This window comes from Flammeovirga pacifica, from assembly GCF_000807855.2.
Lineage (GTDB): Bacteria > Bacteroidota > Bacteroidia > Cytophagales > Flammeovirgaceae > Flammeovirga > Flammeovirga pacifica.
The window spans coordinates 3,824,968-3,846,975 of sequence record NZ_JRYR02000001.1 but is presented as its reverse complement, the minus strand read 5'-3'; the positions used below and the strand labels follow the sequence as shown (position 1 = coordinate 3,846,975).

General features: G+C 33.4%; 19 protein-coding genes. 9 read left to right on the top strand and 10 right to left on the bottom strand.

The features are described from left to right. The first annotated feature begins 28 nt into the window (after positions 1–28). Positions 29–1,240 (top strand): hypothetical protein, encoded by a 1,212-nt coding sequence (locus tag NH26_RS15085; RefSeq protein WP_052432304.1) that lies wholly within the window; start codon positions 29–31, stop codon positions 1,238–1,240. A gap of 299 nt (positions 1,241–1,539) precedes the next feature. Here the strand turns inward: NH26_RS15085 and NH26_RS15080 are convergent, their stop codons facing one another. After that, positions 1,540–2,511 (bottom strand): ROK family protein, encoded by a 972-nt coding sequence (locus NH26_RS15080; RefSeq protein WP_044229160.1) that lies wholly within the window; start codon positions 2,509–2,511, stop codon positions 1,540–1,542. A 247-nt stretch (positions 2,512–2,758) separates the two neighbouring features. On the opposite strand from NH26_RS15080, the gene NH26_RS15075 reads away from it, so the two are divergent. From NH26_RS15075 to aspS, 5 genes are all read left to right on the top strand, one after another. Then, a complete protein-coding gene (locus NH26_RS15075) occupies positions 2,759–4,279 on the top strand; it encodes a hypothetical protein (protein WP_044229159.1) in 1,521 nt (506 codons plus the stop codon). Positions 4,280–4,283: 4 nt separating this feature from the next. Continuing rightward, positions 4,284–5,378, top strand: coding sequence for an ROK family protein (locus tag NH26_RS15070; protein WP_044229156.1), 1,095 nt, complete (start codon positions 4,284–4,286; stop codon positions 5,376–5,378). A 478-nt stretch (positions 5,379–5,856) separates the two neighbouring features. Then, positions 5,857–6,765, top strand: coding sequence for a glutamate--tRNA ligase family protein (locus tag NH26_RS15065; RefSeq protein WP_044229153.1), 909 nt, complete (start codon positions 5,857–5,859; stop codon positions 6,763–6,765). A 237-nt stretch (positions 6,766–7,002) separates the two neighbouring features. Then, complete coding sequence (locus NH26_RS15060) at positions 7,003–7,530, top strand: enoyl-CoA hydratase-related protein (protein ID WP_044229151.1); 528 nt, start codon at positions 7,003–7,005, stop codon at positions 7,528–7,530. 260 nt (positions 7,531–7,790) lie between these two features. Then, entirely contained in the window at positions 7,791–9,548 is a 1,758-nt protein-coding gene (aspS, locus tag NH26_RS15055) for an aspartate--tRNA ligase (protein WP_044229149.1), read from the top strand. A gap of 131 nt (positions 9,549–9,679) precedes the next feature. On the opposite strand, the gene NH26_RS15050 is transcribed toward aspS, so the two are convergent. The 7 genes from NH26_RS15050 to NH26_RS15020 form a co-directional block, all read right to left on the bottom strand. Next, positions 9,680–10,678: a M28 family peptidase gene (locus NH26_RS15050; protein ID WP_052432303.1), complete on the bottom strand. Its 999-nt coding sequence runs from the start codon at positions 10,676–10,678 to the stop codon at positions 9,680–9,682. A 146-nt stretch (positions 10,679–10,824) separates the two neighbouring features. Then, on the bottom strand, positions 10,825–11,274 hold the full coding sequence (locus NH26_RS15045) for a hypothetical protein (protein WP_044229146.1): 450 nt from the start codon (positions 11,272–11,274) through the stop codon (positions 10,825–10,827). Between the two features lie 127 nt (positions 11,275–11,401). Then, positions 11,402–12,715 carry a ribosome biogenesis GTPase Der gene (gene der / locus NH26_RS15040; protein ID WP_044229143.1) on the bottom strand — a complete coding sequence of 438 codons (1,314 nt, stop codon included), beginning with the start codon at positions 12,713–12,715 and terminating at the stop codon, positions 11,402–11,404. 20 nt (positions 12,716–12,735) lie between these two features. Beyond that, positions 12,736–13,650 (bottom strand): lytic transglycosylase domain-containing protein, encoded by a 915-nt coding sequence (locus NH26_RS15035; RefSeq protein WP_044229140.1) that lies wholly within the window; start codon positions 13,648–13,650, stop codon positions 12,736–12,738. A gap of 185 nt (positions 13,651–13,835) precedes the next feature. Continuing rightward, positions 13,836–14,570 carry an LOG family protein gene (locus tag NH26_RS15030; RefSeq protein ID WP_084812196.1) on the bottom strand — a complete coding sequence of 245 codons (735 nt, stop codon included), beginning with the start codon at positions 14,568–14,570 and terminating at the stop codon, positions 13,836–13,838. A gap of 10 nt (positions 14,571–14,580) precedes the next feature. After that, on the bottom strand, positions 14,581–16,383 hold the full coding sequence (locus NH26_RS15025; RefSeq protein WP_044229134.1) for a hypothetical protein: 1,803 nt from the start codon (positions 16,381–16,383) through the stop codon (positions 14,581–14,583). Between the two features lie 47 nt (positions 16,384–16,430). Further along, positions 16,431–17,312 (bottom strand): alpha/beta fold hydrolase, encoded by an 882-nt coding sequence (locus NH26_RS15020; protein ID WP_158021945.1) that lies wholly within the window; start codon positions 17,310–17,312, stop codon positions 16,431–16,433. A gap of 84 nt (positions 17,313–17,396) precedes the next feature. Between NH26_RS15020 and NH26_RS15015 the strand changes: the two genes are divergently transcribed. Together NH26_RS15015 and NH26_RS15010 are read left to right on the top strand one after the other, a co-directional pair. Then, complete coding sequence (locus tag NH26_RS15015; RefSeq protein WP_044229128.1) at positions 17,397–18,572, top strand: trans-sulfuration enzyme family protein; 1,176 nt, start codon at positions 17,397–17,399, stop codon at positions 18,570–18,572. A gap of 1 nt (position 18,573) precedes the next feature. Beyond that, positions 18,574–19,041, top strand: coding sequence for a CYTH domain-containing protein (locus NH26_RS15010; RefSeq protein ID WP_044229125.1), 468 nt, complete (start codon positions 18,574–18,576; stop codon positions 19,039–19,041). An 82-nt stretch (positions 19,042–19,123) separates the two neighbouring features. Here NH26_RS15010 and NH26_RS15005 read toward each other — a convergent pair whose 3' ends face one another. Then, complete coding sequence (locus NH26_RS15005; RefSeq protein WP_139263095.1) at positions 19,124–19,492, bottom strand: hypothetical protein; 369 nt, start codon at positions 19,490–19,492, stop codon at positions 19,124–19,126. Between the two features lie 312 nt (positions 19,493–19,804). On the opposite strand from NH26_RS15005, the gene NH26_RS15000 reads away from it, so the two are divergent. Continuing rightward, the gene (locus NH26_RS15000; protein WP_044229119.1) at positions 19,805–21,277 is read left to right on the top strand and encodes a hypothetical protein; all 1,473 of its coding nucleotides are present in this window, start codon (positions 19,805–19,807) and stop codon (positions 21,275–21,277) included. 200 nt (positions 21,278–21,477) lie between these two features. On the opposite strand, the gene NH26_RS14995 is transcribed toward NH26_RS15000, so the two are convergent. Beyond that, positions 21,478–22,008 (bottom strand): IS3 family transposase (locus NH26_RS14995; protein WP_158021975.1); only part of this gene is annotated, 531 nt, incomplete at its 5' end.

The following is a 22,008-nucleotide window of genomic DNA, read 5'->3' as shown; positions in this document are numbered from 1 at the left end:
AAAAACCTATTATTACCAATCAATTAAAATGAAAAAATTAGTACAAAAATTCGCAGCTATCACAATGTTAGCTTCAGTGCTTGTTGCATGTAGTAACGACGAAACGAAAGAAAATCCATCACAAAGTGAAGGAGAAATTCTTGAAGCAAAACTAACTGCACAGCAACCAATTGCTATTAATGAAGAAGCTACAGGATGGACTCCAGGTGATTGGGCAGTAAGTGTAGACTTCCCTGGTACTGATGTATCTGATGTAACCGCTGAGTCTGCTGATGGTACATTACCAAGAAACATCGATACTGATCTTGAATTAGCCGAAAATTCTACTTGGGTTCTTGCAGGTGGTGTTCACGTTAGAAACGGAGCTACTCTAACTATCAACCCTGGTGTTAGAGTAGTAGATTTAGAAGGTGATGATGTTGCTTATCTAATGGTAGAACAAGGCGGTAAAATTGAGGCAAATGGCACTGCAGATAATATGATTGTGTTCACATCGAAAGATCAAATCCCTGGCTCTTGGGGTGGTATCATCATTAATGGTTATGCTCCTATTAACGTAGAAGGTGGTAAAGCTCACCCAGAAGTAGGTACAGGTATTGATGGTGAAGAATTATGGTATGGAGGAGATAACTCTAATGATGATTCAGGCTCACTTTCTTATATCCGTTTAGAATTTGGTGGTAACGAAATCACTACTGATAAAGAGCACAATGGTTTTACATTTAATGGTGTAGGTGATCAAACGGAATGTCATCATTTACAAGCTCACAAAGGGGATGATGATGGATTTGAGTGGTTTGGTGGAACAGCTAATGCTTCTTACTTAGTATCAACTGATAATAAAGATGATCAGTTTGATTGGACAGAAGGATGGACAGGTACTTTAGAAAATGCCTACGCTCATGTTGCTGAAGGTTGTGACAGAGGTTTTGAAGGAGACAATAATGCTCAAAATCACGAAGCTACTCCTTATTCTCATCCAACATTAAAAAATATTACTGTAATAGCAGATGAAAACGGTTCTGATTCTCAAGGTTTCAAAATCCGTGTTGGTTCTAAAGTAACAATGGAAAATGTAATTGTAAAAGGATTTCCTACAGGCGTTTCTATTGAACATGATGTTACATTAAAGCACGTTGACAATACTTATAATGGTAGTGCTAGTGACTTTACTATTACAGGTTTAAATATATCAGAATCGTTAGATAAAGATATAGAATATAAAGCTTCTAGACAGTAGTTATTAATACCTTGGTTTGGGTGGTCCAATCTCATATAATGAAGGAGGGCCACCACTTTCCTCCTTACTTATCTCAATCAAAATAAAAAAGTTATTTGATTTACTATTTTCTAATTCTATAAAAAAATTGCTTGATATAGCGACGATTATATCATTCAATACTAAAACAAATCCAATATCACAGAAAGCCTTTTCTTTTTAAGAGAAGGCTTTTTTGCACTTATAAGTATAATTGTTGATACATAAAAAAAGCTCATCAGGTTAATGATGAGCTTTTGTATATAACTTCTGCTTACTAATTAAGCATTTTGTCTTTTTTCGTATTCTTGCCAAGCTAAAGCTGAAGAACCTAAAATCGCTGTGTTATCACCTTCCAAGTTAGAAACTACTAATCTAGTTTTTCCTTTGAATAAAGATAAACAATGCTCTTCCATAGATCTACGAGTAGGCTCAGTGATAAACTCACCTGCTGAAGCCAAACCACCAAATAAAACAATAGCTTCAGGACTGAAAATAGCAATAGTATCTGCTAAAGATTTACCTAAAACTTCACCAGTTACTTCAAAAGCTTCTTTTGCTAATTCGTCTCCGTCCTCAGCTGCCAAGAAAATATCTTTTGCAGTTAACTCATCAAATGTTTTGTTTGATAAAGTACTTTTACCGTTGTTATCACCTAATAATTCAAACATTGTACGTTTGATACCAGTAGCTGATACATATGTTTCTAAACAGCCTCTACGACCACAACCACAAATTCTACCGTCTTCTACCACATTGATGTGACCAAGCTCACCAGCAAAACCATCATGACCGTATAATAAATCACCATTTACAATAATACCAGAACCAAGACCAGTACCTAGAGTAACAACAATAAAGTTTTTCATTCCTTGTGCTACACCAAACTTCATTTCACCAAGTGCTGCTGCATTAGCATCATTTGTAATTGCTACAGGAACTTTAAAATAGTCTTGCATCAAATCTGCAATAGCTACTTCTTCACCCCACCCTTTAAGGTTAACTGCCTTTTCAATTTTACCATTGTAGTAGTTTGCGTTAGGAGCACCAACACCTACTGCTACCATCTCAATCTCTCCTGCTTCTTCTTTTAACTTTTCTACAGTTGAAAAAACATTCTTTAAAAAGTTATCAAATGGCTCATCTGCACCAGTTGAAATATGAGTACTTGCTAGACATTTACCATGACGGTCTACAAAACCAATTTTAGTATTCGTTCCGCCCACATCAATTCCTAAAGTAACTGCTGTCATTTTTAAACTATTTATATCGTTAGTGTTCTTTTAATTTTAAGTGATTTTTCAATCGCGTGGGAATTTGATCAAACTTTTTTTTAATAGAAATGATTTTCATTATAAAAATTCGTTTTACGGTGATTTTTTTAATAGATCATTACATTTTTCGAATAAACAGGTCATTATTAACAAACAATTGACTATTTTCTATACTCTTAAGAGATAAACCACTCGCTCCCATTATTACTCATATCAATACCTAACTATGACCTTAAAACGATTACTACTATTCCTACTATCCTTTTCAATTATTGTCTGTTTAACTACTTGTAAAAAAGGAGAACCTACATTTAGATTAATATTTAATAAAAAGAATAAAATCAATCACGATTTTAAGGGGTTTGGAATTCAATGGTCTACCTATCAACATGCAGATGCACCCGGAGATAGTTGGGGGCATTTAATGAAAGATACAAGTAGATGGAATCTGATGTTTAAAAGACTAAAGCACATGAAACCTTCTATCATTAGAATTATCGATGATGCAGAAGACAGGTATTTTAGAGGTATAAATTCAGAAGGCAGTCCTATTGTAAACTACAACAGGCATGAAATGCATGCACTTTATAAAATTTTAGATTTTTGCCAAAGAAATAATATACAAGTCATATTAGGCGAATGGAACCCTCCTTGGCAAATGCTAAATGGTAAAGAACATCTATGGACCGAAATGATTGCAGATTATATGAATCATCTTGTTAAAGTAAAACGATATTCTTGTATCAAGTACTTTACTTTAGTGAATGCCCCTAATACTTTTAAAGCCAAAACACAAGGGAGTTATGCTGTTTGGAAAGATTGGATCATGGATTTAGAAATAGAATTTTCTAAATATCACCTTAATCATTATATCAAAATTATGGGACCAAGTAGTGACCCTACCTGGGATATGCCTTTGAAACCGCTAAAAGGAAAAGATTGGCTTTCTAAAAGTAATCAAGATTTAAAAGAAGTTTTGGGAGCCTATGATGTACATGCCTTTTTAGATGAAAAAGCTGTAAGAAAAGGTGATACTGAAGACTTCCTCCATTTAGATCCCAATCAAATTCAAAACCTAAACGGACCTTTATTTATTTCTGAGTTAGGTATAAAAGCTGAAGGGCAATTAATAAATGATGGACGAAGTAGTCGTTTTTCTCAACCCAAGGTATTTGATAAAGAATATGCCGAATTAACTACACTTGCCTGTATGGATTTATTGCAATTAGGGGTTGACGGAATTATTGCTTGGTATTTAGATGATGCGATGTTTACTGAAGCTAATGATGGAAACAAATCTCAAATTATGAGATGGGGAATGTGGAATAGTTTAGGAGATACTTTATACCATGACAAAAAAGAGTTAAACATTCGACCTTGGTATTATACCTGGTCATTAATGTCTAAAAATATCCCAAAGGGCAGTACTATTGTAAGAATAAGTAACAATAATCATCAAAAAATCAATGCCGTAGGTGTTGTAAATACAAACAATGAATATGTAATTTTACTTTCGAATTCGACTTCCTCAGAACAAATTGTGGAAATCAACTTTTCTGAAGACTTAAATAATGAAGTATTTACTTGCGTTCAATTAAATCATAAGGAAAGTTCTGAGAAAAATTCAATCATATTACCAAAAAATGATGACATTGAAATGGTGAATGATCGATCTTTGTTAGTGAAGTTGTCCAACAAAGAAATGAAATTGATTACTTCAGAGGAACTTAAATATCCTACTAATTAAAACTATGTCCGTTACAGATAAAAAACAAATCGTCCTAACCCTAGATGCTGGGGGAACAAACTTTGTATTCTCTGCAATGCAGGGAGGAAAAATGATAGTAGATCCATATAGATTACCTTCTAATGGAGATAATTTAGAACAAAGCTTACAAAACATCTTAAATGGTTTCAATCATGTAGTAGAACAACTAGGTGATAAAAAACCAGAAGCCATTTCTTTTGCATTTCCTGGCCCTGCCGATTATCCTAACGGGATCATTGGTGATTTACAAAACCTTCCTGGTTACAGAGGTGGAGTTGCTTTAGGACCAATGCTAGAAGAAAAATTTGGTATCCCTGCTTTTATTAATAACGACGGAGATTTGTTTGCTTATGGTGAAGCAATTGGAGGTTTACTACCTCAAATTAATGCTAAGCTTAAAGCTAATGGTAGCGAAAAAGAATATAAAAATATTATTGGTATCACTTTAGGTACTGGCCTTGGCGGAGGCGTAGTATCGAACCATAAATTACATATTGGCGATAATTCTATGGGAGGCGAAATTTGGTTAATGCCTTCTAAAGTTTTAGACCATGTAAATGCAGAAGAAGCTTCTTGTATTAGAGCAATACAAAGATTCTATAAAGAGTTTTCAGGAGTTGATAATGCTGAATTAACTCCAAAAGATATTTTTGAGATAGCTAAAGGAGAACAAAAAGGTGATCAAAAAGCTGCCCAAAAAGCATTTGATACTCTTGGAGAAAACCTAGGAGACGTTCTTTGTACTTTAGCAACAACTATAGATGCAATTGTTGTTATTGGCGGAGGTCTTTCTGGAGCTTCAGAATTGTTCATGCCTGCCACTTTAGCAGAAATGAAATCTAAATATAATTCTGGTACTGACCGTTTAGTTATGGAAGTATTCGACCTAACTAACACATCAGAAACAGAACAATTTGTAACTAATAACCAACTGGAAATCAAGGTTCCATTCACAGACAAAACAGTAAAATATGATGCTTCTCCAAAGATCGGAGTTGGTATTTCTGTTCTAGGTACTAGTGAAGCAATTTCATTAGGAGCTTATGCTTTTGCAGTAGATCAATTGGAAAATAAATAAAGACATTTATTCTCATAACATTTTACACTATCAAAACATTTTATTGTACTATTCTTGTAAATATAGGATGTAACAATGTTTCGATAGTGTATTTTTTTGTTTATTTTCTACCTTGCTGATGCGACAATAAATCTTTACTCCGACAAATTTAACACCCATTAAAGAATAAACATTGTCACTCGTTGTTTGTTATCTGTCTATGTAACACAGAACTTTATTTAACCTTGATAAAACTTTAATATTATGGAATTACTTGCTTGTGTTTTCGTATTATCTATTGTATTCATGGGATCTTATCATTTGATTGCTAAATCTTCTAATCAATCAAATGTATCCTAAATACATTATGAACATTTAATCATTTCTTTTACCAACTAATTTTTATTTTCTACCTTGTAAAAAATTTAATTTAAGTATGTTTTATACCAATAAACTGTATAAAACATACTTTTTTTCTTATCACAGAAAATTTAAAAAGATGCGTACTAGGTTTGCTCCAACTCCTTCAGGTTTTTTACATATTGGTAATGCTTATTCATTTTTACTCACTTGGATTTTAGCACGTCAGACTGAAGATGGACAAATATTGTTACGTATAGACGATATTGATTCAACTCGTTCAAGAGACGAATACATCGAAGATATTTTCGAAACAATTGATTGGTTAGGTATCGATTATGACCAAGGACCATTTGGTGTAGATGATTTTAAGAAAAACTGGTCTCAAGAATTAAGAACCCACCGTTATCAAAAAGCTTTTGATCAATTAAAAGAACATAACGATCTATTTGCTTGTACTTGTTCACGTAAAGATATTTATGAGCAATCTCCCTCAGGTATTTATACAGGGAAATGTTCCACTCTTCAATTACCTTTAGATACACCAAATGCTGCTACTAGAATTAAAACTTCTTCTGCACCAATCATTTTAGAAGATTTATTTATTGGAGATGTTGCTATCGACCTTGAGCAAACAATGAAAGATTTTGTCATCAAAAGGAAAGATGGTTTGTTTTCTTATCAATTAGCTTCTTTGATAGATGATGAAGATGATGGTATTGATTTTATAGTTAGAGGAGAAGATCTAGTAGAATCTACAGCCGCCCAAATATTTTTAGGTAACAAACTAGAACTCAATAATTTTGAAGAAGTAGAATTTCTTCACCATCCCTTATTAGTTGATGAAAAAGGGGAGAAAATATCTAAGTCAACAGGGAGTGATTCTATTAAATCTCTTAGAGAACAAGGAATGACACCTGAAGAAGTCTACAGTGGTTTCGCTGAATTTTACTTAGGTCAAGAAGTGAATGTTACCAATATCGAACAACTTCTCGAAATTAACTTTATCGAAGATGAAGAAGAAAATTGGGAAGATGAAGAAGAATAAAGACAAATATTCTTCAATAATTTAAAAAAACACCTCATTAACATACATTAGTTATTGTTTTATAATAACCTTCATCACCTATTTTAACTACGAACTGTAGTAAATTTGTAGCACAGCTTTACGATTTTGTTCATTACCAACACAGAAAATAAAATAGTTCAGATTTATCCTTTTATCTGTTTAATTATCGTAAAGCTTAAAGCTAATTATTAACTGCCGACTTAACCTAGTTTAGATATGAGCTACAATATAAAACACATACACAGCTACAGAAAAGGAAATGTAGTCACTATTTACCTACCTAATTTTTGTCTTAATCAATTATCACAAGAAATTACACATCAGATTATTGAGGCTTTAGAAAAAATTAATGAGGATAAAAATATAAATATGGTTGTATTTAGGACGGTACAAGAAAACTTTTTTCTTCCTAAGTTTCCAATTGAAAACGCTTCCATAATTTCAAAAAATATTATTAATAGCGATTACTTTATCAATCTAACTGACATGATTCAAAATATGAGAGCCATGACAGTTACAGTGGTAGAAGGGGCTACGAATAGTATTGGGTCTTCTTTTGTTAAAGCTAGTGATCTATCCTATGCTACAGAATCCACTTTATTTTCTGATGGGTTAAATGTAGAATCTAATCAATTGTATAATTCTGAGAAAGCAGAAATTAAAGGCATTATTACTCGGGTGATACCATCAGATAAAATTGAGATCACTTTAGACTACTTAGGGAGTACTTATGAAAAAGAATAAGTTCAATTATCTTCCATTAATACAGTAATTATTCTCTTCATTTTCTAAAAGATGAAACTGTTGACATTTACTCCAGTCTTCATTTTTATTTCAAATACTTGCAAATAATTAGCAGTTTGATGAAAAAACTTCAAGAAAACTGCAAAATACCTCAACATCAGCGAAAAGGATAAGCAATTCTTTTTTGTAGTGCCGTTGCAACTCCTTATTTTTGCGGTCAGTTAATTTGAACAAGAGACTAAATTAAAATTATATATAAAATGCTTAGAACGCATAACTGCGGTGAACTCCGTGAAAGCCATATTGGGCAAACTGTAACTTTAAGCGGTTGGGCACAAGCTATCCGTGATAAAGGTGGTTTAATTTGGATCGATATCCGTGATCGTTACGGTATCACTCAGCTATTAATCGAAGATGATGGTAATGCAGCTGCAGAACTATTAGAAACTGCTAGAAAAGTAGGTCGTGAGTTTGTTCTTAAGGCTACTGGTGAAGTGATTGAGCGTGCTGCAAAAAATCCAAATATCCCAACTGGTAATATCGAAATGCGTTTAAGCGGATTAGAAATTTTGAATGGAGCTCAAACTCCTCCTTTCAAAATTGAAGATGAAACAGATGGTGGTGATGAGCTTCGTATGAAGTACCGTTACTTAGACATCCGTCGTAATCCAGTTCGTGAGAAATTGGTTTTACGTCATAAAATTGCTCAAGAAGTTCGTAGATACCTTTCTGATCAAGACTTTATCGAAGTTGAAACTCCGGTATTGATCAAATCTACTCCAGAAGGTGCTCGTGATTTCTTGGTACCATCAAGAATGAACCCAGGTGAGTTTTATGCTTTACCTCAATCTCCTCAAACATTTAAACAATTATTGATGGTAGGCGGTATGGATCGCTATTTCCAAATTGTAAAATGTTTCCGTGATGAAGATCTTCGTGCTGACCGTCAACCTGAGTTTACTCAAATAGATTGCGAAATGGCATTTGTTGATCGTGAGGATATCATCAACAACTTCGAAGGAATGATGCGTCACCTTTTCAAAATGGTGAAAGACATTGAGCTGCCAACATTCCCTCAAATGGAATATGCTGATGCTATGCGTGATTATGGTTCAGACAAACCAGATACTCGTTTCGAGATGAAGTTTGTGGATCTAAATGACCTAGCTAAAAATAAAGGTTTCAAAATATTTGATGCTGCAGAAATTGTTCTTGGTATCTGTGCTAAAGGAGCTGCTTCATATACTCGTAAGCAAATAGACGAATTAACTAAGTGGGTACAACGTCCACAAATTGGTGCTAAGGGTCTTGTTTATGTTAAATGTAACGAAGATGGTTCATTCAAATCTTCTGTAGATAAATTCTACTCTCAAGAGGACTTGAAAGCATGGGCTGATAAAGCCGGTGCCGAAGCAGGTGATTTAATTCTTGTTTTATCAGGTGAATTAGATGTTACACGTAAGCAAATGTGTGAGCTTCGTTTGGAAATGGGTCAGCGTTTAGGATTAAGAGATCCTTTCAACTACTCTCCTCTTTGGGTAATTAACTTCCCAATGTTCGAGAAAGACGAAGAAACTGGTCATTACCATGCAATGCACCACCCATTCACTTCAGTACTTCCTGATGATGCTGAGATTTTAAAGACAGACCGTTACAATGCGCGTGCTAATGCATACGATATGGTAATCAATGGTGTTGAAGTTGGTGGTGGTTCTATTCGTATTCACGACAAATCAGATCAAGCTGATATGTTCGATGCTCTTGGATTTACTCCAGAAGAAGCACAAGAACAATTCGGTTTCTTAATGAACGCATTCGAATACGGTGCACCTCCTCACGGTGGTATCGCTTTAGGTTTCGATCGTCTTTGTTCATTATTTGGTGGCGTAGATTCTATCCGTGATTTCATTGCCTTCCCTAAGAATACTTCGGGTAGAGATGTAATGATCGAATCTCCATCTGCTGCTGATAACCAGCAATTATCTGATTTGAGCATTCAATTAGATATCAAAGAGTAAGGGAAATCATTCCACTTATTTTTATATAAATAAAGGCCTCCTTTCTAATAAAAGGAGGCCTTTTTGCATTAAAAAAGGCAAACCATCTTAAAATGATTTGCCCTTATGTTAGATCAAAAACTCAATTTCAATTACTCATTGTAAAGCACTTGTAATAAAGTCACACCAACAGCTTCTAACGATTTTTTATCAATGGCATCCATATTATCATTGTGAGTATGCCAATGTTTAAAGAATGTTTCTGCACCACTTGGATCCAGATCAATAATATCAATCATCGGGATTTTAGCAATTTCGTTCACATAAAGATGGTCGTCTGTTAATTGTGGTCCCTTCTGATCAACGAAAAATTCTCCGTACCCTTTACGTTGGGCTGTTTTCCAAACTTTTCGAACTATTCTAGGGGCAAAATACATAGAAACACCTTCTTTAAGGTAACTAGGATTTTTAGCTCCCACCATATCTAGTAAAATACCATAATAAGCCGAATAACCATCTACGTGAGGATTTTCAGCCCAATATTTTGAACCTAAACAATATCCAGAATCTCCAGATTGATCTTTTTCAAAAGCTGGGCGACCATAATCCTCTACATCAAAGAAGATAATATCTACACCCACTTTTGGTTTATTGGGACTATTTCCTATTGCTCTTGCTACTTCAAGAAGAACACCAACACCACTGCCACCATCATTTGCTCCTAATATGGGTTCATTCTGACGAGACTTGTCTTCATCCTGATCCGCAACTTGTCTAGTATCCCAATGTGCTGCTAAAATAACTCTTGTTCTTATTTCAGGGTTGATGCTTCCAATAATATTTACACCATTCAAAGCAGTACCATCATAAGCATACACTGTCATTTTTTGCTCTGTTACTTTTGCTCCATGACGTTGTAATTCATTCGCTATATACGCACCACACATATCATGTGACATTGTATTCGGTACTCTTGGTCCAAAATCAACTTGTTTTTGAACATAATTATAGGCTGAATCCGCATTAAAAGTCGGAATTGGCTTGTCTTTTACTACTGCCTTATTTTCAGTGTTGTTAGATGATGCACCATCACCACATGACATTAGGAATAACGCACAAATTACAGATAGAATCAATTGTTTTCTTATCATCAGATTTATAAAAAGTCTTGCCTTCTTTTATCTATTTCAACAAAGAAGGCCTATTAAAAGTCTATATCAAATAGCTATAAATTAGTTTACAGTCTATAAAGGTAAAAATTGTAAGAAAATCTGAGGGTTCAAACTTGAAGAATAGTTTAGTGAAGAAAAATATTAAATTTTGTGATATGATTGGCTTCAATGGTAAAAATATCATCGATTATCAACGCATTATCATGTCTAATACTTTGTGGTAAGTGTACTTTAGTATCGTCCAAAAAGCTTTTGGGAGTAATATAGATTTTTAATGCATATACCCCTGCCTCCAATTCTTTAAGCGAATCCTTATTTAACCTAAACTCTTCATTAGAATCTAAATTTGTTACAATAATATCATAATGAGCATTATGGATTTTTTTTTGTTGGCTCTTTTTTATCAAAAATTCTACACCGGTTTTTGATATATCTTGATCATCTTTATAATGCTTTACCTTCATCACATATTGTTTGGTATTATGATGAACAATTGGTTCTAACTCTTCTTCTTGTTGATTATCACAACTGAAAAGTAAAACTGATAAAGAGAGTATGTAAATAAAATATTTCATTGAGAGAGAAAATTATGCTACATAATTTTACGATGAAGTGCTTCTATCAGTTTATCAGAAATAAAAAAAGCTGTCTGTATTTATGTTAATAAGTACAGACAGCTTTATATTTTAAACGCTAAAGCGATTATTTCTCTTTAAATACAATTCCCATAGGAACCCCTTCAAAACCAAAATGTTCTCTGATTTTGTTTTCGATAAACGATTTATAAGGACCTTTCACATGTCTCGGGTAATTTGAGAAAAACGCAAATACCGGTGTATGAATTGGTAATTGAGTAATGTATTTGATCTTAATATGATGACCACGATGTGCTGGAGGTGGACGTCTATCAATTTCTCTACCAATAACCTCATTTAAAGCAGAAGTCATGACTTTCATCTTACGATTTTCATAAACCTCAATTGCTTTATCAATGACCTTAGAAATACGTTGTTTTTCTAATACTGAAGTGGTAATGATTGGAATATAAGCTGCACCTCCTAAACGTTCTTGAATCTTTCTCTCGAATTCTTTGAACGTATTAGTATCTTTTTCGATAAGGTCCCACTTATTCACCATGATCACAATACCTTTTTTATTTTTGATAGCAAGGTTAATGATACTCAAGTCTTGAGCTTCAATACCACGTGTAGCATCTAAAACAGCAATACAAACGTCCGATCTTTCGATCGCTTTAATCGTTCTCATTACTGAATAAAACTCTACATTTTCCATTGCTTTAGCCTTACGTCTAAGACCAGCGGTATCCGTTAAGATAAATTCTTTACCGAATGCATTATATTTTGCATCAACAGCATCACGAGTTGTACCCGCAATATCAGTAACAATACTTCTTTCTTTATTTAAAAGAAGGTTAGTTAAAGATGATTTACCCACATTTGGTCTACCGATAACTGCAATTCTTGGAATTTCTTCTTCTTCCTCTTCTGTATCTTCAGGGAAGTTAGAAACTACAGCATCCAATAAATCTCCTGTACCAAAACCAGAAGCAGAAGCAACGGCCATTGGTTCACCCATACCAAGTTCATAGAACTCATAAGAATGCATTGCCTTTTCACCTGTATCTGCCTTATTGGCAACAATATAAATAGGCTTTTTACTTCTTCTTAAAAGCTTACCAAACTCTCTATCTAAATCTGTTAAACCTGTTTCAACATCAACAACGAATAACAGTACTGTAGACTCTTCGATAGCAATTTCTACTTGTTCACGAATTGCTTCTTCGAATGTATCTTCAGAACCTATAACGTATCCACCTGTATCAACTACAGTGAAAGTTTTTCCCGTCCATTCGGCCTGTCCATAGTGTCGGTCACGCGTTACTCCACTTTCATTATCCATGATAGCATCACGACGTTCCACCAAACGATTAAATAAAGTAGATTTACCAACGTTTGGTCTACCTACAATTGCGACTAAATTTGTATTCTTCTTCATTGAGAATTTTCCTTTCTTCCTTACTCCGACTGTGGTAAGGTAATGATATACGACTTTCCTTTTCTAACGGTTAATTTATTTTGTCTTAACCAAGGATTATGTCTTTTTAATATTTTGTAATTCACTCCTTCCGTTTTAGCAAACTCTGCTAAATTGGAAATCGATTTTGTTACGGTAACTGTTCTTGTCTTTTCTTCTTGATATAATTGTTGAGTGGATAACTCAAAATTATATTTTTTAGGATCAGACATTATCTCTTTAAGCGCTAAGATACGGAATACATATCTTGAAGTTTCTGCATTCAACAAAAGATCATAATAATTTTCTACTTTTTGATCTTTTAAGTTCTTTAAAATACCTGTAACTCCTCGATTATAAGCTGCGGCAGCTAAAGTCCATGTTCCTAATCGCTTTTTTGCTTTCTTCAAATATTGACAAGCTGCATGAGTAGCTTTCTCAACATGATAACGTTCATCTACTTCTTTTGTGACTGTTAAACCGTAATCTCTTGCAGTACTTGGCATAAATTGCCAAAAGCCTGAAGCTCCAGCACCAGATCTAGCTTGAAGCATTAAATCTGATTCTATAATACAAAGATATTTAAAGTCAGAAGGTACATTTTCTTCTTTTAAAATACGATCAATAGTTGGTAACCATCTTTCTGCCCTTTTTAAAACAAGTATTGTATGAGAATGCCAATAAGAATTGACATACATTTCTCTATCAAAACGTTCTAATATATCCTCTTCTTCTAACGGCACTCTTTCTCCTGCAAAGTTAAAAGTATCTGGTAAATGTAGTTCATAACTGAACTGTTCTCCTTCAGAAACTATTACTTTTTCAATGATCCTTTCATTGGGAGAAATCACATGAAAAGTATACGTTAAAACCCCTGCTGAAACAAGGCCAAGTAAAAACCACAAAAACGATTTCATGAATGGTATTTATAAGAAATAAGTATAAAGGTCGGGCTATTTATTCTTAAGATCTGAATATAAACGCATTAGTTAACAAAAAACTAACTTTAATGGGTGATATCTGAATCAAAAATCTTAATCTTAAGAAAAAACACCTCAATCGATCAATTGAGGTGTCAAATATAGGGGGTATTTTTATCTTTTTAGAAATTTGGTGATAATAAATACTTACCATAGAAGTCTTCAATAATTTTCACAGCTTCTTTTGGTGTATCTACTAAATGAATTAGATCTAGATCTTCTGCACTAATATTATTTTCTTTTTCTAATAATGTGCTTTTTACCCAATCCATAAGCCCTTTCCAATAATCAATTCCTACAAGCACAATTGGAAAACGACCTATCTTTTTAGTTTGGATTAATGTGTATGCTTCAAATAACTCATCCAAAGTACCAAGTCCACCAGGCATTACTACAAATCCCTGCGAATATTTCACAAACATAACCTTACGAACAAAGAAGTAATCAAAATTCAACATTTTGTCTCTGTCGATATATGGGTTTCCGTCTTGTTCAAAAGGTAAAACGATATTTAAACCAACAGATTTACCACCTGCATCATGAGCACCTTTGTTACCGGCTTCCATAATACCAGGTCCGCCACCTGTAATAACGCCATATCCATGCTCCACTAATAATTTAGCAACCTCTTCTGTCATCTTATAGTATTTATGATCAGAAGGTGTTCTAGCCGAACCAAAAATAGAAACACATGGTCCTATTTTAGCTAATTTGTCGAAACCATCCACAAATTCAGCCATTACTTTAAAAATTACCCAAGAGTTGGCACTTTTAATCTCTGCCCAATCCTTTTTCTCAAACGCTTCTTTAATACGTTCTACTTCTTCTTCGTTGATTTTATTTTTCTTTTCTGCCATTTTTATGTGTTTATTTTAATTGAATCATATTATCTCTATCACCTTTTTGAGGTGCTGCTTTTTGAAAAGCATCCTTCTGATATAGCTCTTCTTCATCTAAGTAAGCTTTAATAGCTACGTCATCAAGAACTTTTAATTCTTTATTCAGGTTATTTATCTCGATTTCTGAAAGTTTTGGATCTTTATAAATCCATTTAAAATACGAACTACCTGTATATTTTCCTCTCGGAGTTAATACTCCTTCAAATGAACCAATACTTGCAAAAAGTGGTTTTTTATTTTCAAAAACTGACATGTCTTTTTGATTAATCCACAAAGGTAAATCATCAAATACTATAGGTCCTTTACCCCAAATATAATAGGCAGATTTAGGTATTGATTGTCTATCAATATCCATTGTTCTTCCATCTAATTTTGCATCAATTAATCTTTTTAATGCTACTGGATGATTTGAAAAAGCGACTGCATTACCTAAAACAGTGTAATATGGAAATTCAATACGATCAAAAGCCTCCCCTAATACACTTGGTAGAAGTTCTTCCACACCTATATATCCGATCGCAAAACCTCTATATTTCAACTCTGAAAAACGTTCCAAGGTTTGTTTTTCTACTAATTCATTTAGTGTTCTCAAATTTTCTGAAGCTAAAGCTGGATTATCTGTTTTGATCATCATTGCTTCCGCATTTTTTCCTTTTAGATCTCCAGAAGTTAATTTTATCCAAGCTGCTTCGTTGCCAATCCAACTATCAAAAAGCGTAGCCACTTTAATATTTAAACGATTTTCTAGCTTTTTCCATGGCTGGATACCTGCTTGAGCTAATAATGCTCTTCTTCCTATTATATCATTGGATAATCCCCAATGAGAAGCTATACTTACTTGTTCAGGAATGGTAGTTAGTAAATCTTTAGAACTAATATTTCCTGACCAAGACCACCAAATTGGTTCTAATTTTAAAGAATGATGTGTTGGTTTTATGATGCTCCATAACTCCCCGTTTTCAATTTTCCAAAGCCAATGTTGCTCACCCAATACTCTTCCTAAACCCATTAATGCTACTTGAGGCTCTTTAAAATACTCTTCCATTAATGCATAAACAGAAACTGGGTTCATCCATACTTCAAACAAAGAATCTTTTGAAAAAGTTTTTGAAGACAGAATAGTAGTCTCTCCACCAAGTTGCACTGTGGTGTAAGATTGTTTAATGATAGATTGATGTGTAGAAAAAACTAGAAGGTTATTGTATGTGAAATAATAACCCACATTATTTTTACCACTTCTCAGTACTGTTATCGCATTGTCATTCCCTTCTAACTGTGCTAAAGTATATTTTCTACTGATAATGAAACGTAGGTGATCTGTCAATTTAGACTTCCAGCCTAAATCTATTGCTCCAAGATAAGCTGTTCCTTCTTTTTCCGTTTGATAAACTGCACCTATCCCCCTATAGTCTGATAAGAAAAATTGAAGGAATTTATTTGTTCCAATGGTATTGTTCCATAGTTTTCTTTTTCCTGAAGATAAAGTTTCTGAAATACTTTCATTCCACTCAGAATCTCTTAATTGTGTCCAAGATTCTACCATATGTTCAGTTCCTACAACAATACCAGCACCTGATGGTAAAGTTGCCCACAAAGAAGTGGTTTGAAGAGAATTCGACCATATAAAAAAGCCTCCGAAAATAAAGATTAGTATAAAAAGCAATACATATTTTTTCTTTGATTTTTTTTCGGACACGTTGTCTACTATTGTTGAGGTCTCATTTTCTGTGTTCTCCAATGGAATATTTTGATTTTCCTTTGTATCGGTCATAAAGTTTTTCGACTATTTTAGAGCTAATTAGGATTTTTGTTTGATCACTAATCCAATTTTTCTGAGGTATCTAAGATTACCTTAACTACTATTTCTGGATTTGTAAATGGAAAGATATGCCCATTTTCTTCTAATATAACAGTTGATAAGGGAGCCTTCCAATGTTTTTTCACAAATTCCATGTTTTCAAAGGGTACTAGTCCATCTTTTTTACCATGTACCATAATTGTTGGTGTAGATATTTTTTGCCAATCTTGTTCTATTTCTTTAAGTGCTGCGGCATGATGTGCTTTTTCATCTGTTGCTACTTTTAAAGACGATGGTAAAATAGAATAAATCACTTTACTCTGCGCCCATTTAGAATACCACTTCATTGGCTCTAAATCAGCACTCATTGCTGGAGCTAATAATATTAACCAACTTACTTTTTCTAATGTATTCAGACAGGTATATGCAGCAATTGGCCCTCCATAAGAATGGCCTATCAAAATAAACTGTTGCTTTGCCTTCATCTCCCTTTCCCAATCTTCCATTACTTTAACAATACTTTCTGCGTGTAATGGTATAGAAGAATATTCTCTCCCAGTTGCACTACCATATCCTAAACGGTCGACAGATAATATATTTCCTTCCCTTCTTATGGAATCATTCTTCAAAAACTTACTAAAATCTGAAGCACTTCCAGGAGCTCCATGAATAAAAACAAAAGTCTTATTTGTAAGTTCTAAAGATTTCACCGACAAATAATTCACAGATAAGCTATCATTCATATTTACATGTCGAACTTTCATGTCAACATTGTCATTTGCAAATTCTTTTTCTAATTTATTCCACTTTTTATCCATTGATGTACCACAAGATGAAAGCAATAAAAAACTCATGAAAGCCAATAAATAGGATGAATACTCTATTTTTTTGATAGATGTCATTAAATTTAAACTAAGTTTTAAGACAGTTACTACATCTGCCCTTTTGGGTGATTGCATATTCAAGATAAATAAATTGATACCAATATGGAAAAAAATAAAAAATATGGTTTTTCAACCATTGCTATACATGCAGGTCAAACTCCTGATCCAACAACAGGTGCTGTAATACCTCCTATTTATGCTACATCCACTTATGCACAAACTGCACCCGGAGAGCACAAAGGTTTTGAATATACTCGTTCACACAACCCTACTAGATATGCCTACGAAGATGCTGTTGCCGCTTTAGAAAATGGTAAAAAAGGATATGCTTTTGCTAGTGGATTAGCAGCTGCAGCAACTATTCTTGATATGCTAGATAGTGGTAGTCATGTGATTGCCATGAATGATTTATACGGCGGAACATTCAGACTATTTGATAAAGTTAGAGAACGCTCTGCTAATTTAGAATTCTCATTTATTGATTTAAATGATGAAGAAGCACTTAGAAAAGAAATAAAATCAAATACAAAAATGATTTGGGCGGAAACTCCTACCAATCCAATGTTGCGTTTGGTCGATTTAGAAAAAGTTGCTTCAATAGCAAAAGAACATCAAATTATTACTGTTTGTGATAATACTTTTGCTACTCCATATTTACAGAGACCTTTAGAATTAGGCTTTGATCTTGTCACTCACTCTGCTACAAAATACATCAACGGGCATTCAGACGTTGTTGGTGGAGTTGTTATTGTTGGAGAAAACCCTGCCTTAGAAGAACAACTTACATTTTTACAAAATGCAGTAGGTGCGGTACAAGGTCCTTTCGATTCTTTCTTGGTTAATAGAGGTTTAAAAACTTTAGGAGTCAGAATGGATAGACATTGTGAAAATGCGATGAAATTAGCAGAGTGGCTTGAACAACATCCTTTTGTAGAAAACATCTATTACCCTCACCTTCCTTCTCACCCAGATTTTGCTCTAGCCAAAAAACAAATGAAAAAAGGTGGTGGTATGATATCAGTAACATTAAAAGCTGATTTAGAACAGACAAAAACGTTCTTATCCAACTGTAAGATTTTTACTTTGGCTGAAAGTTTAGGTGGTGTAGAAAGTTTAATCGAACACCCTGCTATTATGACTCATGCTTCAATTCCTGCAGAAACAAGAAAAATGTTAGGTATTGATGATGGTTTCATCAGAATATCTGTTGGTATTGAAGATTATGAAGATTTAAAAGAGGATATCACTAATGCTTTTAAAGCAGCTGGACTAGAATAAGATGGCGATAGAAATCGAACGTAAATTCTTACTGCAATCATTTGATGTCACTTTAGCTACTAATTCATCTCGAATCGTACAAGGTTATATTTGTAGTGATACCGACAAAACAGTAAGAATTCGCATAAAAAAAGAGAAAGGATTTATCACCATAAAAGGAAAATCCGACGAAGAGGGTTTGGCCCGTTACGAATGGGAAAAGGAAATTCCTCTTGATGAAGCAGAAGCGTTATTAAAACTTTGTAGTGGCGGAGTTATTGATAAAATTAGATATGAGGTAGTTGCCGGAAAACATACTTATGAAGTAGATGTTTTTGAGAAAGAAAATCAAGGGTTAATCATCGCTGAGGTTGAACTTTCTGAAAAAAATGAAACTTTTGAGAAACCTATATGGGTTGGTGAAGAAGTTACAGGAGATCCTAAATACTACAATGCCATGCTAATGAAGAAACCATTTTCACAATGGTAATGTCAAACAAAATTAATCGTATATAAAAAAACGTCACCTCTAAAAGTGGTGACGTTTTGTATTTTTATGCATTAATTATAAATTACTTCAATAAAAATTTACTTCTATTAAAGGTTAATACATCATCATCTTTATTCATTTCATTTAACCAAATTTCTGCTTGTTCTTCTTCAGACAAACAATTGTTTTTATGAATTATATTCACATTCATAGATTGATCATATAATTCAAATATGACTAATGCACCACAATACTGCACTAACACATATCTCGTTTTATAAGCATAATCTTCTGCAAAAGATAGTGACGGATCAATCTTATTAATTAGACCTGTCTTTTCTAAGTAAGAGGTGACTAGTTTTTCATTTTTAGTTATTTCCTCTTTATTATTTTGACCAAAACTTAAAGAAGTTAAACCAACGAACATAGCAATTAAGGTAAACTTTATCATCATAAATATTATTTTATTACTTAATAAGAAACATTGTTACTTTTATAACACCTACATCAACAAACGAGCAATAAGAAACATTGTTTCTTTTTAATAAATCTTTAACATAATATCACATTGAGCTCATTTATAAGGAATTGAATGACAAAAAAAGGTAACCTGTATATAGCATGTTACTTAACTTTTATTGGATCAAAAATTTAAACCTTACAAAAAGAAACATTGTTACCAATATACTGAAGACGCAATCGAAAAGCGTTTTAAATTTAAAAGTTTTATTTATTTATCAAATTTAGTAACATCGTTACAATTATGAAGAAATTATTTATCCTTATTGCAGTTTCAATCTTAGCCTTATCATGTTCTACAAATGATGAGCAACCATTACCAGGAAGTTCAACTACACGTACAGTTCAGTTATCTATTCTTTCAGAATTAATTACCCCAATGAACGGAGCGGAGCATTCTGCAAAAGATGGAGCAATAAAAGAGGGCTATCATTTAGTAGTAACTGATGCGAACGGTGAAAAAAGTCCTATAGAATTTAATTTAAATGACTTATCTATTGAGATAAAAGATGTCACCGGTTCATTCGATGTAAAGGCTTATCACCCAGATGCTGGTAATCGAATTGACAATATATACTACATTTCTGGAGAGGCAACAGGTACTAGTTCAGATGAATCTATACAACTTAATATGAGTAATGAAAATTATGCGTATATCGTTGTAGATGGTTCTCAGGATGAAGTCATTTCTGCTAAAATCAACTCCTTTTCTATGTTGCCTACTTCAGATGTAGCTAATCCTAATTTTTATGCCTATGTAATGGTAAATAATAATTACGATTTAAAAATTGAAACATCAAGAGGCCTTGTAACCCAAATGATAACTCCAAATGCAGACTATGCATACACTTATACTGTTGATTTCTCTACGAAAACAATTATTGGTGTTGAGTTAGGATTTGATGGTACGCCAAAAGATACACCAATTTATATCCCTAACGTTCCTGTAGAAAATTTATCAGGTGTAAAAAGCTATTCTATCACAGAAGAAGGATATGTTGTTGGAACATCAAAAGATAATTCTAGAGCTACTATTTTCTCTAAAGTCTCTGGTGATAAATACTTTCATCAATACGATTTCAATTTTGATGTATCGACAGAAGATAACTATTCTTTCATGAATATCTACGTCAAAAAAGCGAATGCAGGATGGGGTGAACCTACTATTAGAATTTCTTATTACACAGAAAGTTCAAACACTAACCTTCAAGGAAAGTATATGACAAATGAAGCTGGTTTTGAAAATGAAATGTACACAAAAGAAGAGATTGTAGAGAAATATACAAACTACTTAGTTATTCAATTTATGGATGGCGTTAATGTTGGAAACTTCTTCTGGAGAACTGGTGATTCAGATGATCATGCGGAGAGCTTTACTATCAGAAACATTTCTATTGATGACTCAAAAAGTGTAGATGCATACGCTCTAATCAGAGCTGGTGAAGAGTATGTTACAATTGATTATTCTAATGAAAGAATTGGTTTAACAGGCATTTCGGATCTAACTGCCGAAGGTTTTCCTACAATGAGATTTGATAACGGTAGTGATCAAGATATAGAAGTAAAACTTTGGTTATATAAAGGTGAATTTGAAACTACTCAAATTGTCCCTGCCCATTCACAAGCATTCTTTGCTGTACCAACCAAAGGAACATATAAAGCATCTTACATAGATCCAATCACTGGAGAAGAGGTAACAGCAACAAAGAATAATTAATTTACCCATTGTTCATATCAAAAAGGACAAAAGTGTATGTATAACCCAAAACTTATACTCGTTCAACTTGATAAGTTCTTTACCCTTAATAATTGATGGACATGAAACTTAGAACTACACAATTATTGAAACTAGAAGTTGTTTAATTACATGACTTGTCCTGAAAAAAGTTGACAGTTAAAAATACATTATACCCATCTTCATATTGCTTGTAGATGGGTTTTCTTTTTCCATTTTTTCAACTTCACCTTTTGTTGTAAATGAGCTTGGTTTGGAGTTAAAAGACCTATAGAAAAATGAGGTCTAGTTTGGTTATATAGAGCAATTGACTCTTTAACTTGTGTTTCCATAATTTCTTTACTTCCAAAATGAATATCAAGAAGGAATTCATCTTTAAGTATTCCATTAACCCTTTCTGCTATTGCATTTTCATAAGGATCAGCTTGTTCAGTCATACTGATTTTAATATCATTCGCGTTTAAAATTTTTGTATATAACTGACTGCAATATTGAAGTCCTCTATCTGAGTGATGTATCAATTTTTCATCATATATACGACCCTTTAAAGCCATTTCTAATGCTTCTACAGTGGTTTCAGCCTGCATGTTATTAGATAATTTATAACCTACAATACGTTTAGAGTAAGCATCTGTAATTAAATGTAAGTAATGGTGCTTTGTATTACAAGTTAAATAAGTGATATCAGCTACCCATACTTGCTCAGGACGATG

Coding starts and splice junctions, on each gene's coding strand:
- NH26_RS15050 (WP_052432303.1), bottom strand. CDS start 10,678: ATGATAAGAAAACAATTGATTCTATCTGTAATTTGTGCGTTATTCCTA.
- NH26_RS15045 (WP_044229146.1), bottom strand. CDS start 11,274: ATGAAATATTTTATTTACATACTCTCTTTATCAGTTTTACTTTTCAGT.
- NH26_RS15000 (WP_044229119.1), top strand. CDS start 19,805: ATGAAGAAATTATTTATCCTTATTGCAGTTTCAATCTTAGCCTTATCA.
- NH26_RS15035 (WP_044229140.1), bottom strand. CDS start 13,650: ATGAAATCGTTTTTGTGGTTTTTACTTGGCCTTGTTTCAGCAGGGGTT.
- NH26_RS15020 (WP_158021945.1), bottom strand. CDS start 17,312: ATGACATCTATCAAAAAAATAGAGTATTCATCCTATTTATTGGCTTTC.
- NH26_RS15005 (WP_139263095.1), bottom strand. CDS start 19,492: ATGATAAAGTTTACCTTAATTGCTATGTTCGTTGGTTTAACTTCTTTA.
- NH26_RS15065 (WP_044229153.1), top strand. CDS start 5,857: ATGCGTACTAGGTTTGCTCCAACTCCTTCAGGTTTTTTACATATTGGT.
- NH26_RS15075 (WP_044229159.1), top strand. CDS start 2,759: ATGACCTTAAAACGATTACTACTATTCCTACTATCCTTTTCAATTATT.
- NH26_RS15015 (WP_044229128.1), top strand. CDS start 17,397: ATGGAAAAAAATAAAAAATATGGTTTTTCAACCATTGCTATACATGCA.
- NH26_RS15070 (WP_044229156.1), top strand. CDS start 4,284: ATGTCCGTTACAGATAAAAAACAAATCGTCCTAACCCTAGATGCTGGG.
- NH26_RS15030 (WP_084812196.1), bottom strand. CDS start 14,570: ATGGCAGAAAAGAAAAATAAAATCAACGAAGAAGAAGTAGAACGTATT.
- aspS (WP_044229149.1), top strand. CDS start 7,791: ATGCTTAGAACGCATAACTGCGGTGAACTCCGTGAAAGCCATATTGGG.
- NH26_RS15060 (WP_044229151.1), top strand. CDS start 7,003: ATGAGCTACAATATAAAACACATACACAGCTACAGAAAAGGAAATGTA.
- der (WP_044229143.1), bottom strand. CDS start 12,715: ATGAAGAAGAATACAAATTTAGTCGCAATTGTAGGTAGACCAAACGTT.
- NH26_RS15010 (WP_044229125.1), top strand. CDS start 18,574: ATGGCGATAGAAATCGAACGTAAATTCTTACTGCAATCATTTGATGTC.
- NH26_RS15025 (WP_044229134.1), bottom strand. CDS start 16,383: ATGACCGATACAAAGGAAAATCAAAATATTCCATTGGAGAACACAGAA.
- NH26_RS15085 (WP_052432304.1), top strand. CDS start 29: ATGAAAAAATTAGTACAAAAATTCGCAGCTATCACAATGTTAGCTTCA.
- NH26_RS15080 (WP_044229160.1), bottom strand. CDS start 2,511: ATGACAGCAGTTACTTTAGGAATTGATGTGGGCGGAACGAATACTAAA.